Here is a 15,662-nt window from a genome sequence, read left to right as displayed (position 1 = left end):
AGCACACCATGCAACGCCGCACCTTCTCGATCCTGCTGCTCGGCGCCGTCCTGGCCACCCCGCTGGCGCAGGCGCAAGGCGTCATCCGCTTGTCCACCACCACCAGCACCGAAAATTCCGGCCTGCTGAAGGTGCTGCTGCCGGCCTTCGAAGCCAGGACCGGCACCAAGGTGCACGTGATCCCGGTCGGCACCGGCAAGGCGCTGGAACTGGGCAAGAACGGCGACGTCGACGTGACCCTGGTGCATGCGCGCACGCTGGAAGACAAGTTCGTGGCGGAGGGCTGGGGCGTGGACCGGCGCGACGTGATGTACAACGACTTCATCGTGGTGGGCCCGGCGGGCGACCCGGCCGGCATCAAGGGCGGCAAGGACGTGATCGCCGCCTTCCAGAAGATCGCGGGCAGCGGCGTGAAGTTCATCTCGCGCGGCGACAATTCCGGTACCGACGTGATGGAGAAGGGCTACTGGCAGCAGGCGGGCAGCAAACCGGCCGGCGCCAGCTACATCTCGGCGGGCCTGGGCATGGGAGAAGTGCTCAACATGGCGGCCGAGATGCGGGCCTACACCCTGACCGACCGCGCCACCTACGGCGCCTACAAGGCCAAGACCGGCCTGGCCATCCTGGTCGAGGGCGACCAGCGCATGTTCAATCCCTACGGGATCATCGCGGTCAATCCGGCGAAGCACAAGGGCGTGAACTACCAGGGCGCGAAGCAGCTCATCGAGTGGATCACGTCAAGCGAAGGACAGGCCAGGATCGCCGCCTTCCGGCCGGAAGGCGAGCAGCTGTTCTTCCCGCAAGCGGCGCGTTAATCCGACGCTTCGCGTGGCTGCGCGCTGCCGCGCAACACATTGTCGAAGGGCGCCGGGCCGTCGCCGATGGCGATGCCGGCGTCGGTGACTTCGAAGCGGCGGATCTGCCGGCTGTGCTTGCTTCCGCGGACCTTGATCACCGAGATCAGGGTGTGCAGTTCGCACTGCGATTCCACATAGCGCTGCATGATCACGGCGTCCACCAGCACCCCGCTGCCGTAGGGGCTGAAGCGCAGTTCGCCGAAGCGGTCTTCCAGTTCGCTCGTCATCATCACCGTGACGCCCTTGGCGGCGAGCACGGTGGTCATGCGGTACAGCGACTCGCGGAAATCCTCGCGGTATTCGGGCGACATGGCCATCTCGAAGCCCGACAGCGAATCGAGCACCACGCGGGTGGCGCCCTTCGCATCGATCATGCCGAGCAGTTCGTGCAGCATCTCGTCGACCGAGAGGTCGAGCGCGCGTACGCTCATCAGGCCAACCTGGCCGGCGCGCACCAGCCGGTCGAGCTTCTCGTTCATCAGCTGGCTCGGGCTGCGCTCGAACAGGGCCACGACCCCGGCCTCGCCCTTTGCTGCGCCGGCTCCCAGGAACTCGGTGGCCAGGATGGTCTTGCCCGAGCCGGTCGGGCCCACCACCAGCACGGAATAGCCTGAGGGGATGCCGCCGCCCATCATCTCGTCGAGCACCGGCACGCCAGTCGACAGGCGCGCCGGCGGCATATGCATCGGTGGCTCGGCGCCGACCGGCTCGGGCGCTGGCAGCACGCGCGGGAACACCTCGATGCCGCCCTTGTCGATGCGGAAGGCGTGCAGGCCGGGGCGCTGCTTCTGGCCGCGGATCTTGACGATCTGGAGCTTGCGCGACATCGCATTGCGCTGCACCACCTGATTGAGCCAGAAGATGCCGTCGGCCACGGTGAAGATGGGGTTCTGGTGCGCTTCGCTGGAAGTGTATTCGCCGATCAGGAAGCTGGTGGCTTTCCAGGTGGTCATGTGGGCCACCAGGTGCTGGACGAAGGTCTGCAGGGCCGCCGTTTCCTGGTTGTCGCCGCGCGCGCCTTCGATGAAGGAGCGGAAGGAATCGATGAACACCAGGGCCGGCTGGTGGGCGCGCACTTGTTCCAGGATCTGGGCCAGCACGACGTCGTAGTCGCCCAGTTCGACCTGGGGCGCGAGGCTGATGAAATGGACCGAGTCGCCGACCTTGTCGAAATCGAAGAAGCTGAACTGCTGCTGGTAGCGCAGCATCTTGACCGGCGGCTCGCCCATGGCGGTGAAGAACAGCGCCTTGCGGCCAGGGCGGGCCAGCCCGAACATGACCTGCTGGGCGAAGGTGGTCTTGCCGCTGCCGGGGGTGCCGCCGATAATGTTGAACGACAGCTCGGGCAGCCCGCCGCCGAGGATGGTGTCGAGTCCTGGGATGCCTGTACGCAGCTGGCCCAGCTCAAGTTGGTCGGTCATGCCGCAATTCTCCTATGGTTTCTTGATGTCCGCGCCGGGCATGAAGGCCGCACGCAGGAACTGTATCACCAGGCGGTCACCGATCAGGGCGGACAGTTCGGCGATGTAGGTCGCCAGCAGTACCTGGTTGGCCGCCACGATCTCTTCCGGCGCCCGGGTGTCGAGGCATAGCGTGAAGGCCCCGAAGGCGTCGCCCGACTTGTCGGGCGTGGCGCAGTGCGACAGCCAGGAAAAACTGCCGGCGTGCTCGGACAGGGTGCGGACGAACAGCAATTGCGTGCTCAGGGGCCCGAGCAGGGGACTGAATTTTGCAAACACCCTGTTCCAGGCACGTACCGCGTCGGCCGCCGTGCCCGGCGTGCCGCCAGGGCTCAGGCGTTCGGTGATCGTGGCAAGCAGCTCATTCGGTATCGGCATGGCATTCGGGCAGGGCTGCTGTGGCCCGTCGACGATTCAGCATGCCGTTCCGGTCCGGATGAGTGATGGTATTAGTGCATGATTCTATCCGATCAGGGGAGCGTCGGGGGCGCCTGTGCGCTCGACACCAGCAGCGGCAGGCGCATCGTTACCTTGGTGCCGTGCGCCCGGTCGCTTGCGACATGCAGTTCGCCGCCCAGTTCTCCCAGCCGCTCGTGCAGGCCGAGCAGGCCGTAGCTGCTCGACTTGCGTGGCGCGGCCGTGTCGAAGCCGATGCCGTTGTCGGTCACCGTCATCTCGAGCACGCCTTCGCGCAGCCCGAGCCGCACGCCGACGCGGCTGGCCAGCGAGTGGCGGAATACGTTGTTCAGGCATTCCTGCAGCACCCGGCAGACGGTCAGCGCAATGTCTTCGTCCGGCGCCATGTTTTCCACTTCCTGCTCCGCGTCGAGCCGGCAGGCGATGCTGCTGGCGCGCGTGAACTTGCGTACTTCCATGTCGAGCGTGGCCAGCAGGCCCAGCTCCAGGCCGGCCGGGCGCAGCTCGCCCATCAGCTGCTTGACGGTGCGCAGCGTGGTATCGACGTTGTCGAGGGCGGCGCCGACCCAGTCGTGCAGGCGACCGTGGCGGGTGGCGGTGTGCTGGTACAGCATGACGATGTCGATGCGCAGCGCCAGCAGGTTCTGTCCGAGGGAATCGTGGATTTCGCAGGCGATGCGCTTGCGCTCGGCTTCGCGGTTGGCGCGCTGGTGCGCCAGCAGCTCGTGCAGCTTTTGCTCGGACTCGCGCAAGGCAAGCTCGGCGCGTTCGCAGGCAAGGATTTTTTCGACCAGGGCCTGGTTGACCAGCATTTGGTCCCTGGTGAGTGCCTGCACGGCCACCTCGAGTTCCGCACTGTCGGCCTGGAGCGGCAATGCGTCCTTGCCGTAGTGGGAACGGAAGCGACGCCGGCCCCGCGCCTCGATGGGCTGGGCCGTGGGTGTTGTTTGCATGTCAGAAACCAAGCCGACCCCCGCAATGGTAAGGGAAGAATAAGGCGCTGTTGCCAGATGCTGGATTCTTTATGCTGACGAGTCAAGACCTAATGAAAAAAGGCGAGCGTGATAGGCATTCTCGCAACGCCAAACGCTGTCTGTCTCGCGCGTTAGAGTGCCTGGTGGCGCAAAGGTTCGCAAGCGGGCCAGGCTGCGCCTGGATCAGATGACGTCGTCGTTCTCGAGGCCTATCGCCCGTATAATCGCATCGCATATGACATGTAAGTCATTGTTTTAAAAGATTTATTTTTTCATGGTGGTACAGTCGAGCGTGATCCGGGCAGGCCCGGAGGCTGACATTGTCAGCAATGACCATTCTGGCGCAACCGCAACGTTGATCGCGGCACGACGGTGCGTCACTATTCGGTTATCGATCGGTTTCTGCTTACATCAAAATCACGTCGTATTGTTCCTGGTGGTAACCTTTTTCCACCTGCAGCGAAATGCGCTTGCCGATGAAGTCGCCCAGCATGGCCAGGTGCTGCGACTCTTCTTCCAGGAACAGGTCGATCACTTCCTGTCCGGCGACGATGCGGAATTCGCGCGGGTTGAACTGCTTGGCTTCGCGCAGCAGCTCGCGCAGGATCTCGTAGCAGATGGTGCGCGAGGTTTTGACTTGCCCCTTGCCGCTGCAGGCGGGGCAGGGTTCGCACAGGATGTGGGCCAGCGATTCGCGGGTGCGCTTGCGCGTCATCTCGACCAGTCCCAGCGCCGAGAAGCTGCTCACCGACACCTTGGTGCGGTCGCGCGCCAGGGTTTTTTTCAGTTCGGCCAGCACGGCGTTGCGGTGCTCGCCGTTTTCCATGTCGATGAAGTCGAGGATGATGATGCCGCCCAGGTTGCGCAGGCGCAGCTGGCGCGCGATGGCGTGCGCGGCTTCCAGGTTGGTCTTGAAGATGGTGTCGGCGAAATTGCGCCCGCCCACGTAGCCGCCGGTGTTGACGTCGATGGTCGTCATCGCCTCGGTCTGGTCGACGATCAGGTAGCCGCCGCTTTTCAGGTCGACGCGGCGCCCCAGCGCGCGCAGGATTTCTTCTTCCACGCCGTACAGGTCGAACAGCGGGCGCTCGCCGGTGTAGTGCTGCAGGCGCGCCAGCACGCTCGGCGTGTACACTTTGGCGAACTCGACCAGCATATTGAAATTCTCGCGCGAGTCCACCTGGATGGTGGCGGTCTCGTCGTGCACGAAGTCGCGCAGCACGCGCTGGGCCAGGTTCAGGTCCTGGTAGAGCAGGGTGGTGGGCGGGCGGGTACGCGCACCCTGCACGATCGAGCCCCAGGTCTTGCGCAGGTAGTCGACGTCGGCGGCGATGTCCACGTCGGACGCGTCCTCGGCCTGCGTGCGCACGATGTAGCCGCCTTTTTCGTCCTTCGGGAGCAGGTTCTGCAGGCGGGTGCGCAGCAGGTCGCGATCGGCTTCCTTCTCGATTTTCTGCGAGATGCCGATGTGCTGGTCCTGCGGCAGGTACACCAGCATGCGGCCGGCGATCGAGATCTGCGTGGACAGGCGCGCGCCCTTGGTGCCGATCGGGTCCTTGATGACCTGCACGGTCATCACCTGGCCGTCGAACAGCAGCTTTTCGATGGGGGTAGGCGGGGCGCTGGCGGCGGCGCCGTCGTGGCTGCGCGCTTCCCAGATGTCGGCCACGTGCAGGAAGGCGGCGCGTTCCAGGCCGATGTCGATGAAGGCCGACTGCATGCCGGGCAGCACGCGCACGACCTTGCCGAGGTAGACATTCCCCGCCAACCCGCGCGTCAGGGTGCGCTCGATATGGAGCTCCTGCACCGCGCCCTGCAGGACCAGCGCGACGCGCGTTTCCTGGGGTGTGATGTTGATGAGGATGTCTTCGTTCATGGCTGCCGTGCGATATTGTTCAGAGTGCCATGATACACGGTGGGGTGGTCGCGCGGAATGCGAAACCGTAGGGTGGCCGGGTCTCCCGACCGCGCGTTCGCATCACGCTGGCATGGAAGGATCGCGATTGAGTTGGCGGAGCCTGAACGCGCGGTCGGCGAAGCCGACCACCCTACACGTTGTAGCCAGCCTTGCGCAGCAAGCGTGCCGTCTCGAACAAGGGCAGCCCCATGATCCCCGAGTGGCTACCCTCGATATGCTCGACGAACAGCGCAGCCAGTCCCTGGATGCCATAGCCGCCGGCCTTGTCGTAGGGCTCGGTCGTGGCGCAGTAGGCCTTTACCTGCGCCGGCGTCAGCTTGGCGAAGCGCACGGTCGACACCTGCGTGACCTGCTCGACCACGCGTTCGGCATGGATCGCCACCGAGGTCAGCACCTCGTGCGAGCGGCCCGACAGCCGCTCAAGCATCGCGACCGCTTCCGCATTGTCGGTCGGCTTGCCGAGGATCTCGCCGTCGAGCGTGACCGTGGTGTCGGCGGTGAGGATGGGGCGCAGGGGCTGGCGCCGCATCTGCAGGATGTTCCAGGCGAAGGCGCCTTTTTCCTTCGCCACCCGCGCCACGTAGGTGTGCGGGTCTTCGCCCGGCAGCACGGCTTCGCTGACGTCTTCGCCGCCGCGCGCCGGGTCGCTGCGCAGCATCAGCAGTTCGAATTCCACGCCAACCTGGCGCAGCAGTTCGCGCCTGCGCGGGCTCTTGGAGGCGAGGTAGATCTTCTTGTCGGTGTGTTTCATCGGAGTCAGACGCGGTGGTACGGGTGGTTCTGGGTAATCGACCAGGCACGGTACAACTGTTCCGCCAGCATGACGCGCACGATTCCGTGCGGCAGTGTCATGCTTGAAATGCGGATCATGCCTTCGGCCCGGGCCTTGAGTTCCGGGTCGAGCCCGTCGGCGCCGCCGATCAGGAAGGCCGTGTCGCGCCCGTCCTGCTGCCACTGCTCGAGCATCTGCGACAGGCCGACGCTGGTCAGGTCCTTGCCGCGCTCGTCCAGCGCAATGATGCGCACGCCTTTCGGCAGCACCGCTTCGATGCGCTCGCGCTCGAGCGCCATCGCGGTGGCGGCGGTCTTGCTGCCGGAGCGCTCGACCGGCTTGATTTCCTTGAGCACGATGCGCAGCTCGGGCGGCATGCGCTTCGTGTACTCGCCGAACCCGGATTCGATCCAGGCCGGCATCTTGTGCCCGACTGCGGCAATGATCAGCTGCATGAAGGCTTACTCGTCGGCCTTCTTCACGCGGCGGATCACTTTTTTCGCTGGCGCGGCGTCGGCTGGCGCCGCAGCTGCCTTGGTCACGCGCTTCGGTGGCTTGGCCTTGGTCGCTTCGACGGCGGCGATCTCGGTCTTGCTTGGCGCGACCTTGATGGTCTTGCCGACCGGGGCCTTCGCGGCGGCCGGTTTTTTGGCGGCCGGCTTCTTGGCAGCGATCGTGGTGCTTGCCTTCTTGGCCGCCGCTGGCTTGCGCTCGCGGATCGGCTTGGCTTCTGGTTGTTCCTGGGTGGCGGCCAGGTGCTTGGACTTGGTCTTCGGCTCGGCAGCTTCGGCTTCGGCGGTCGACTTGCGCTTGGCGGCGCCCAGTTTCACCGGCTTCTCGCCCCAGATTTCTTCCAGGCGGTAGTACTGGCGGATGGCCGGCTGCATGATGTGGACGATCATGTCGCCCAGGTCGACCAGCACCCATTCACCGGTGTCCTCGCCTTCCATGCCGATGACGTCGCCGCCTGCGGCCTTGACCTTGTCGCGCACCGACGCAGCCAGCGCCTTGGTCTGGCGGTTGGAGGTGCCGGAGACGACGGCGATGCGGTCGAACAGGCTGGTGAGGTGCACCGTGTCGAACACGACGATTTCCTGTCCCTTGACGTCTTCGAGGGCGTCAACGACGAGGGTTTGCAGTTTCTTGATATCCATTAGCTTTTATATAAGTTATGTTGTTGAATATAGTCTAGCACTTGCGCGGGAAGGCGCGCGCTTGTGTCGGCGTCCGCTTTCCCTTGTGCACGCAAGGCATTTCTAACTTGGGTGGCGGAAATATCCACCGCCAGGGTATGGGCCAGGCAAACCTTGCCGAACGGGGCGGCGCGCACTTCCGCAGGCGGCGCCAGCCGCTGCGAGAGTTCTTGCGCCACCGCCGGCGGCAATTGGTCCTGGTCCAATGCATACCCGGGGCGCGCAGCCACGCCCAGGTTGCACAGCGCGAACAGCTCATGCCAGTCGCGCCAGGTGTCGAGTTTTTGCAGCTGGTCGGCGCCCATCAGGAACACGATCGATGCCGCCGGGCCGAGTTCCGTGCGCAGGCCGCGCAGGGTCTCCACCGTATAGGTTGCACTACCGCGTTCGATTTCCTGCAGGTCGATGGTCACCTCGAACGGCTGCCTGGCAAAGGCCAGTTCGAGCATCGCTACCCGCTGGGCGTCGCTCGCCTGCAGGCTGGTTTTCTGCCACGGCCGGGCCGGCAGGATGCGCAGCTGGTCCGGCTTGATCAGGTCAGCGAACAGCGCGGCCAGTGCGATGTGGCCGTTGTGCACCGGGTCGAAGCTGCCACCCAGCAGGGCAATGCACTGGCTCACGGCGCCAGCCAGTCCCGGTGGACGAGGAAATCGCTGTACAGCGCCGCCTCCCGGCTGCCCGCTTCCGGGTGCCAGTCGTAGCGCCATTTCACGATCGGCGGCATCGACATCAGGATCGCTTCGGTGCGCCCGCCCGACTGCAGGCCGAACAGGGTGCCGCGGTCCCACACCAGGTTGAACTCGACGTAGCGTCCGCGCCGGTAAGCCTGGAAGTCGCGTTCGCGTTCCCCGTACGCCTGGTCCTTGCGCGCCTGCACGATCGGCAGGTAGGCGTCGAGGAAGCCATTGCCGACGTCCCGCACCATCGCGAACGACTGCTCGAAACCGGTTTCGTTGAAGTCGTCGAAGAAGATGCCGCCCACGCCGCGTGGCTCCTTGCGGTGCTTCAGGTAGAAATACTCGTCGCACCACTTCTTGAAGCGCGGGTGCAGGTCTTCGCCATACGGCGCCAGGGCGTCGTGGCAGACCCGGTGGAAGTGGCGCGCGTCCGCCTCGACACCGTAGTACGGCGTCAGGTCCATGCCGCCGCCGAACCACCACACCGGCTCTTTCCCTTCCGCTGTCGCTTCGAAAAAGCGCACGTTCATGTGCACCGTCGGCGCGTAGGGGTTACGCGGGTGCAGTACCAGCGACACGCCCATTGCTTCCCACGCGCGGCCCGCCAGTTCCGGCCGCGCGGCCATGGCCGACGGCGGCAGGCTGGTGCCGGTGACGTGCGAGAAATTCACGCCGCCCCGTTCGAACACATTGCCTTCTTCGATCAGCCGCGAAATCCCGCCACCGCCTTCCGGGCGCTCCCAGGTGTCGCGCAGGAAGGGTTTGCCATCGATGGTTTCGAGGGCGAGCACGATGCGGGACTGGAGGTCGAGCAGCCAGGTCTTGATGGCGATGGGGTCGGGCGTGGACATGCGTGTGGGGTGGCGGCGGGAAATGGGGCAGATTGTACACCTGCCGTGGTGTTGTTCTTGTTATTGCGCCGACCGTGGGGTTAGCGATGTGCGACTGACTTGGGTTCCGGCCTGCGCCGGAACGACGTTGTTTGAGTTTACCACTAGTCCCAAGACCGTCATCCCGGCGAAGGCCGGGATCCAATTTTGCATGCGTACCTAAACCCTCACTTCACCCCACGCCACCCAATATCCCTCCGATACTGCGCCCCATTGAAGTGAATCTTCTCCACCGTCTCATACGCCTGCTTCTGCGCCATCTTCACGCTGTCGCCCAGGCCGACAACGCACAGCACGCGCCCGCCGTTGGTCTGCAGGGTGCCGCCCACTTGCGTGGTGCCGGCGTGGAAGGTGACGCATTCCGGGGTTTCGGCCGGGATGCCGTCGATGATGTCGCCCTTGCGCGGGTTGTCGGGATAGCCGGCGGCCGCCATCACGACGCCCACCGCGGTGCGGCGGTCCCATTCGAGTTCGACGGCGTCGAGCGTGCCGTTGCAGGCGTGTTCGACCACCTGCAGGAAGTCGCTCTTCAGGCGCGCCATGATCGGCTGGGTTTCCGGGTCGCCCATGCGGCAGTTGAATTCCAGCGTGCGCGGGTTGCCGTCGGCGTCGATCATCAGGCCGGCGTACAGGAAGCCGGTGAAGACGATGCCGTCCTTCGCCATGCCCTGGATGGTCGGGTTGATGATCTCGCGCATCACGCGCGCGTGCATCGACGGGGTCACGATCGGGGCCGGGGAATAGGCGCCCATGCCGCCGGTGTTCGGGCCTTCGTCGGCGTCCTTCAGGCGCTTGTGGTCCTGGCTGGTGGCCAGCGGCAGGATGTTCTTGCCGTCGCACATGACGATGAAGCTCGCTTCTTCGCCGGCCAGGAATTCTTCGATCACGATGCGCGCGCCGGCGTCGCCGAAGGCGTTATCGGACAGCATGTGGTCGACCGCGGCGTGCGCTTCTTCCAGGGACATCGCCACCACCACGCCCTTGCCGGCAGCCAGGCCGTCGGCCTTGATGACGATCGGCGCGCCGTTGGCGTCGATGTAGGCGTGCGCTTGCGCTGCATCGGAGAAGCTCTGGTACTTCGCGGTCGGGATGCCGTGGCGCTGCATGAAGGCCTTGGCGAAGTCCTTCGAGCTTTCCAGCTGCGCCGCCTCCTTGGTCGGTCCGAACACCTTCAGGCCGCGGGCGCGGAACAGGTTGACGATGCCGGCCGCCAGCGGCGCCTCCGGGCCCACCAGGGTCAGGGCGATGTTTTCCGCCACCACGAAGTCGGCCAGCGCGGCAGGATCCGTGATTTCGACATTCACCAGGCGCGCATCGCGCGCGGTGCCGCCATTGCCCGGTGCGACGAAGACGGTCTGGACGCGTTCGGATTGGGCGAGTTTCCAGGACAGGGCGTGTTCACGGCCGCCGGAGCCGACTACGAGGATTTTCATACGGTGCTCTCAGCTATGTTTCGGGCTTATTCTTCGATGATGGCGTTGGTGTAGACGTCCTGGACGTCGTCCAGGTTTTCCAGTGCATCGAGGATCTTCTGCATCTTGATGGCGTCGTCGCCGGTGAGCACGATCTCGTTGTCCGGCTTCATCAGCACGTCGGACACTTCGGCCTTGAAGCCCGCCTTCTCCAGCGCTTCCTTCACGCCGGCGTAGGAGAACGGGTCGCACAGCACTTCGAAGCCGCCTTCCTCGTCCTGCACCACGTCGTCGGCGCCAGCCTCGAGCGCCGCTTCCACCAGCTTGTCTTCGTCCACGCCGGGCGCGAACTGGAACTGGCCGACGTGCTTGAACATGAAGGCCACCGAACCCTCGGTGCCCATGTTGCCGCCATGCTTGCTGAAGGCGTGGCGCACTTCGGCCACGGTGCGGACACGGTTGTCGGTGAGGCACTCGACGATGATCGCCGCGCCGGCCAGGCCGTAGCCTTCGTATCGGATTTCTTCGTAGTTGACGCCTTCGAGTTCGCCGGCGCCGCGCTGGATCGCACGGGTGACGTTATCTTTCGGCATGTTGGCGTCGGCCGCCTTCTCGACCGCCAGGCGCAGGCGCGGGTTGGAAGCGATGTCGCTGCCACCCATGCGTGCGGCCACGGTGATTTCTTTAATGAGGCGCGTCCAGATCTTGCCGCGCTTGGCGTCGGTGGCGGCCTTCTTGTGCTTGATGTTGGCCCATTTGCTGTGTCCAGCCATGTTCGAGAATTCCTTAGGCAATGTGCAAGAGTGGCCGACATTTTAACATAGGCCCCTCCTGCAAAATCGCCGCCCCAAGTCAAAGCAATGTCACGGAAACAACAGCAGGGTGCCCCAGGCCACCATCGCGATCCCCGCCACGCCGGCTGCCAGCGGACCTTCCTCCAGCCGCAGTTCGGCCAGCGCCAGCAGCGCCACCGCACCCACCACCACCGGGTTGCCCGGCCCGCCGGCCAGCAGCAGCGCGACCAGCAGCCAGCAGCAGCCCAGGCAGGCGCGGCCGTGTTCGGCGCCCTGCCACAGCGCGCCGGCCATGCCGCCGCGCCAGTCGGCCAGCACCCCGGGCAGCGGCGCGCGGCAGTGCTGCAGGCAGGCGTGCTTGGCCGGCGTCCACTGCCAGGCGCCGGCCGCCACCAGCGCCAGCCCGGCGCCCGAGCTGCGCGCGGCCAGCGTCGCGTCGAGCAGGCCGGCGTCGTGCAGCGCCCAGTGCAGCAAGGTGACCAGGGCGGCGAAGCCGGTCCAGGCCAGCAGGCAGCCGAGCGCGAACAGGGCGGTGGCCAGGCGCGGCCACTGCACGCCGGCCGAACGCCGCGCGATGCGGATGTAGACGAAGACCGCGCCCACGGCGGCCGGCAGCATCAGCGCCACCGACAGGCCAGTCCACATCGCGAACAGCAGGATCACCTGGCCGGCCCGCAGCGGCGCAGGCGGCGGGGGCAACACGCTGGCCTGCGCGGACTGCGCCGGCGCCGCACCCTGGAAGACGAACCATGCCAGGCAGGCGCACGCGAGCAGCGCCAGCCATGCCAGTCCCAGCGCCACCGGCCGGCCGGGACGTTCATCGATACCGGACAGGCTCATGCCGCCCTCCCGGCCGCTGCCCGCACGGGCTTTGCGCCCGCTCGGGTCCGCATGCGCGCATTGTTTGACGAGTTCGACATTGGATCTCTCCTGTGTATGGTTGAGCAGCGCGGTTTGGCGTGCGTTGTTCGACCGCGCGCCGGCGGGGGCGTTCGGCAGCCCTCCCGAGCCCGCCTGCAGCAAGCGCGCGTGATCAAACGTACAATCGTCGGATGAACGACGACGCCACCGCCAATCCTGCTGCTCCTTTACCACGCGCGGCCCTGCTTGCCGGCCTGTCGATCGCCATCGCCGGCGCCGTCTTGTTTTCAACGAAGGCCGTCGTCGCCAAACTGCTGTATCGCTACCACATCGACGCAGTAAGCTTGATCGCGTTCAGGATGCTGTTCTCGTTTCCGGTGTTTGCGGCCGTCGCCGTCTGGAAGATGCGGACCCAGCCGCCGCTGTCGACGCGCGACCGCTGGCGCATCGTCGGGCTGGGCCTGGTTGGCTACTACCTGTCGAGCTATCTCGACTTCCTCGGGCTACAGCACATCACGGTGGGGCTGGAGCGGCTGATCCTGTTCCTCACGCCGACCTTTGTCCTGCTCGCCAACGTGCTGGTGTTCAAGCGCCGCATTGGCGCCATGGAATGGGCGGCGCTGGCGCTGGCCTATTGCGGCATCATCCTGGTGTTCGTGCACGACCTGGCGGGCGGCTCCGGCAGCACGATCCTGGGGTCGCTGCTGGTGCTCGGTTCGGCCGTTGCCTACGCGCTGTACTTGCTCGGCACCGGCGAGATGGTGCGCCGCATCGGCTCGCTGCGCCTGGTGGCGTATGCGATGTGCGTCTCGAGCGCGGCCTGCATCGGCCAGTTCTTCCTGCTGCGCCCCGCCGGCATGCTGGTGCAGCCGGCGGAGGTTTACTGGCTGTCGCTGGTGAATGCGGTATTCTGTACAGTCTTCCCAGTGTTCATGACCATGGCCGCGGTCCAGCGCATCGGCGCCGCGACCGCCTCGCAGGCCGGGATGATCGGTCCGGTTTCCACGCTCTTCCTCGGCGCGCTGATCCTTGGCGAACCGGTGACCGGCGTGCAGCTGGCCGGCACCGGCCTGGTGCTTGTTGGGATCTACCTGCTCTCGTTAAAAAAATGACGCCAACGACAAAAACCACACCACGGATTGCGCTCATCGCGCACGACAAGAAGAAGGACGACATGATCCGCCTGGCCGGCGAATACCTTGATTTCCTCAAGGGTTGCACGCTGTCGGCCACTGGCACCACCGGCGGGCGCCTGGCTAACGAACTGGGCCTGAGCGTCGAACGCAAGCACTCGGGGCCGGTCGGCGGCGACCTGCAGATCGGCGCGCTGCTGGTCGAAGGCCAGATCGACTGCGTGATCTTCCTGCGCGACCCCATGACCCCGCAACCGCACGAACCCGACATCAATGCGCTGGTGCGGGCCTGCGACGTGCACAACATCGCCTGCGCGACCAATGTCTCGACCGCGCGCCTGGTGCTGTCGCGCCTGAGCGCCGCAAGCGACAAGGCCTGAAAGGAACCACCATGCTGGCAAAAGCCATCCGCCTGTCGACTACCGGCGGGCCCGAAGTACTCGAATACACCGACGTCGAGGTGGGAGAACCGGGGGCGGGCGAGGCGCGCGTGCGCCACCACGCCATCGGCCTGAACTACATCGACACCTATTTTCGCAGCGGCCTGTATCCCTTGAGCCTGCCGTCCGGCCTGGGCCAGGAAGGCGCGGGCGTGGTCGAAGCCGTGGGCGAGGACGTGACCCACGTGGCGCCGGGCGACCGTGTCGCCTATGCCGGCGGCCCGGCCGGCGCCTACAGCGAGGTGCGCGTGATGCCGGCCAATATGCTGGTGCGCCTGCCGGACGCGATCTCGTTCGAGACCGGCGCGGCCATGATGCTGCAGGGCCTGACGGTGCAGTACCTGTTCACAAGCACCTACAAGCTGCAGCCGGGGCAGACGATCCTGTTCCACGCGGCCGCCGGCGGCGTCGGGCTGATCGCCTGCCAGTGGGCCAGGGCGCTGGGCGTGAACCTGATCGGCACCGTCGGCTCGGAAGAGAAGGCGGCGCTGGCGCGCGCGCATGGCGCGGCCCACGTCATCAACTACAACACCGAAGACGTGGTGCAGCGCGTGCTGGAGATCACGGGCGGTGCCAAGGTGCCGGTGGTGTACGACTCGGTCGGCAAGGATACCTTTGCCCGTTCGCTCGACTGCCTGCAGCCGCGCGGGCTGATGGTCAGCTTCGGCAATGCGTCCGGCGCGGTGCCGCCGTTCGCGCTCACCGAACTGGCTTCGCGCGGCTCGCTCTACATCACCCGGCCGACGCTGTTCGCGTATGCATCGACGCGTCCGGCCCTCGAGGCGATGGCGGCCGAGCTGTTCGGCATGGTGGAGAGCGGCAAGGTGAAGGTCGAGGTCAAGCAGCGCTTCGCGCTGGCTGACGCGGCCGAGGCGCACCGCGCGCTGGAAGGGCGCCGCACCACCGGTTCGACGGTGCTGCTGCCATGAGCGGGTCGAAAAAAGAAGACGACGGCGTACCGAAGTTCGGGCGCCTGCTGGTCGTGCTGGTGCTGGCGGTGCTGCTGGTGGTGGCGATCACGATCGGGTCGGAAGCCTACTTCACCTGACCTGACGACAACGGGGCCGTGAGGCCCCGTTACATTTCTCGGCGGGTAAACCAGCCCTTCAGCTATTCGGCTGCTGCTGCAATTCCACCCTGCGCGCCACGCCGGACGGCCCCGGGAAGCCTTCGAAGGCGCTCTGCACCAGCGCCGGCATCACGGCCGGGGTCGACATCCGGCGGCTGGTGTTGTGCACGGTGACGTCGAACAGGCGCTTGCCGTCGCCGGCCGACTTGATCCCCACCTGCAGTTCGCGGCGATAGCGGTGCTCGATGCTGACCTGGTAGGCCGGGCTCCAGAACGGATCATGGAAGGGGCTGTACCACCCACCCCAGTAGCGGCGATGCATGCCGCGGTAGGCCAGGCGCGGCGAGTAGAACACGGGCGACATGAACGGCGACATGGTGGGCTCGATCACCCGCACCGGAATATCGGTGGTGGTGAAACGCATCGACACGCTCAGGGCCGGCTTCCCGCCGGCCGCATCGCGGAAGCCCAGGCGCGCCAGCTGGCCGCGCACCATGTCCTGGTAGGCGCGCCATTCCAGCGTATCGTCCTGCTGCGGAGGCGTCTCGAACACGTAGCTCTTGTCCTCGATCTGCGCGGGCCACTGGTGGAAGGTGGTGACATCGCTGCGGATCGTGGTGGCGCACCCCGTCAGCAGCATTGCGAACGCCGCTCCGGCGGCGATCATCAGGCGTTTCATTGCATTCTCCCTCGTGAGTACGGACTTTTCCGAGCCTTAGATTACTGCTTGTTCAGCATTCTCACAGATAAATTTACACGCAGTTAAACCATACACATTCTGATACAAACGGCCAA

At 65.7% G+C, this 15,662-nt stretch carries 18 protein-coding genes; 5 read left to right on the top strand and 13 right to left on the bottom strand.

From position 1 onward, the window contains the following. Positions 1 to 8 precede the first annotated feature (8 nt). Positions 9 to 815 carry an ABC transporter substrate-binding protein gene (locus tag BM031_RS07010; RefSeq protein ID WP_091872941.1) on the top strand — a complete coding sequence of 269 codons (807 nt, stop codon included), beginning with the start codon at positions 9 to 11 and terminating at the stop codon, positions 813 to 815. Here BM031_RS07010 and BM031_RS07005 read toward each other — a convergent pair. From BM031_RS07005 to BM031_RS06950, 12 genes are all read right to left on the bottom strand, one after another. Beyond that, positions 812 to 2,278 carry a DUF7125 family protein gene (locus tag BM031_RS07005; RefSeq protein WP_091872938.1) on the bottom strand — a complete coding sequence of 489 codons (1,467 nt, stop codon included), beginning with the start codon at positions 2,276 to 2,278 and terminating at the stop codon, positions 812 to 814. The two genes, BM031_RS07010 and BM031_RS07005, sit on opposite strands and share 4 nt — an antisense overlap. A 12-nt stretch (positions 2,279 to 2,290) precedes the next feature. Continuing rightward, a complete protein-coding gene (locus tag BM031_RS07000; protein ID WP_091872935.1) occupies positions 2,291 to 2,695 on the bottom strand; it encodes a hypothetical protein in 405 nt (134 codons plus the stop codon). A gap of 92 nt (positions 2,696 to 2,787) precedes the next feature. Next, entirely contained in the window at positions 2,788 to 3,687 is a 900-nt protein-coding gene (locus tag BM031_RS06995; protein ID WP_091872932.1) for a sensor histidine kinase, read from the bottom strand. A 427-nt stretch (positions 3,688 to 4,114) separates the two neighbouring features. Then, positions 4,115 to 5,584: a ribonuclease G gene (gene rng, locus BM031_RS06990; protein WP_091872929.1), complete on the bottom strand. Its 1,470-nt coding sequence runs from the start codon at positions 5,582 to 5,584 to the stop codon at positions 4,115 to 4,117. A gap of 172 nt (positions 5,585 to 5,756) precedes the next feature. After that, a complete protein-coding gene (locus tag BM031_RS06985) occupies positions 5,757 to 6,377 on the bottom strand; it encodes a Maf family protein (protein ID WP_091872926.1) in 621 nt (206 codons plus the stop codon). A gap of 5 nt (positions 6,378 to 6,382) precedes the next feature. Next, positions 6,383 to 6,853, bottom strand: a complete 471-nt coding sequence (gene rlmH, locus BM031_RS06980) for a 23S rRNA (pseudouridine(1915)-N(3))-methyltransferase RlmH (protein ID WP_091872924.1) — start codon at positions 6,851 to 6,853, stop codon at positions 6,383 to 6,385. 6 nt (positions 6,854 to 6,859) lie between these two features. After that, positions 6,860 to 7,552 carry a ribosome silencing factor gene (rsfS, locus tag BM031_RS06975; protein ID WP_091872921.1) on the bottom strand — a complete coding sequence of 231 codons (693 nt, stop codon included), beginning with the start codon at positions 7,550 to 7,552 and terminating at the stop codon, positions 6,860 to 6,862. Continuing rightward, complete coding sequence (locus BM031_RS06970; protein ID WP_229408679.1) at positions 7,552 to 8,211, bottom strand: nicotinate-nucleotide adenylyltransferase; 660 nt, start codon at positions 8,209 to 8,211, stop codon at positions 7,552 to 7,554. Before BM031_RS06970 ends, rsfS begins: the two co-directional genes overlap by 1 nt. Continuing rightward, positions 8,208 to 9,119, bottom strand: a complete 912-nt coding sequence (hemF, locus tag BM031_RS06965) for an oxygen-dependent coproporphyrinogen oxidase (protein ID WP_091872916.1) — start codon at positions 9,117 to 9,119, stop codon at positions 8,208 to 8,210. Before hemF ends, BM031_RS06970 begins: the two co-directional genes overlap by 4 nt. Positions 9,120 to 9,325: 206 nt before the next feature. Continuing rightward, positions 9,326 to 10,591, bottom strand: a complete 1,266-nt coding sequence (gene purD, locus BM031_RS06960; RefSeq protein ID WP_091872913.1) for a phosphoribosylamine--glycine ligase — start codon at positions 10,589 to 10,591, stop codon at positions 9,326 to 9,328. A 26-nt stretch (positions 10,592 to 10,617) separates the two neighbouring features. Beyond that, positions 10,618 to 11,343 (bottom strand): YebC/PmpR family DNA-binding transcriptional regulator, encoded by a 726-nt coding sequence (locus BM031_RS06955; protein WP_091872911.1) that lies wholly within the window; start codon positions 11,341 to 11,343, stop codon positions 10,618 to 10,620. A 90-nt stretch (positions 11,344 to 11,433) separates the two neighbouring features. Beyond that, positions 11,434 to 12,204: a DUF2182 domain-containing protein gene (locus BM031_RS06950; RefSeq protein ID WP_091872908.1), complete on the bottom strand. Its 771-nt coding sequence runs from the start codon at positions 12,202 to 12,204 to the stop codon at positions 11,434 to 11,436. A 212-nt stretch (positions 12,205 to 12,416) separates the two neighbouring features. Here BM031_RS06950 and BM031_RS06945 point away from each other — a divergent pair, with 212 nt between their 5' ends. The 4 genes from BM031_RS06945 to BM031_RS26195 are packed head-to-tail and all read left to right on the top strand — an operon-like array spanning position 12,417 to position 14,846. After that, on the top strand, positions 12,417 to 13,337 hold the full coding sequence (locus BM031_RS06945; protein WP_091872905.1) for a DMT family transporter: 921 nt from the start codon (positions 12,417 to 12,419) through the stop codon (positions 13,335 to 13,337). Continuing rightward, a complete protein-coding gene (locus BM031_RS06940) occupies positions 13,334 to 13,738 on the top strand; it encodes a methylglyoxal synthase (RefSeq protein WP_091872903.1) in 405 nt (134 codons plus the stop codon). Before BM031_RS06945 ends, BM031_RS06940 begins: the two co-directional genes overlap by 4 nt. A 14-nt stretch (positions 13,739 to 13,752) precedes the next feature. Then, positions 13,753 to 14,727, top strand: coding sequence for a quinone oxidoreductase family protein (locus tag BM031_RS06935; protein ID WP_091873010.1), 975 nt, complete (start codon positions 13,753 to 13,755; stop codon positions 14,725 to 14,727). Continuing rightward, positions 14,724 to 14,846 (top strand): hypothetical protein, encoded by a 123-nt coding sequence (locus BM031_RS26195; RefSeq protein ID WP_267873307.1) that lies wholly within the window; start codon positions 14,724 to 14,726, stop codon positions 14,844 to 14,846. Before BM031_RS06935 ends, BM031_RS26195 begins: the two co-directional genes overlap by 4 nt. Positions 14,847 to 14,904: 58 nt before the next feature. On the opposite strand, the gene BM031_RS06930 is transcribed toward BM031_RS26195, so the two are convergent. After that, positions 14,905 to 15,546, bottom strand: coding sequence for a DUF4136 domain-containing protein (locus BM031_RS06930; protein WP_091872900.1), 642 nt, complete (start codon positions 15,544 to 15,546; stop codon positions 14,905 to 14,907). Positions 15,547 to 15,662: the final 116 nt, after the last annotated feature.

The organism is Massilia yuzhufengensis (genome assembly GCF_900112225.1).
Classification (GTDB): domain Bacteria; phylum Pseudomonadota; class Gammaproteobacteria; order Burkholderiales; family Burkholderiaceae_D; genus Telluria; species Telluria yuzhufengensis.
This window is presented reverse-complemented; position numbering and strand designations above follow the sequence as displayed.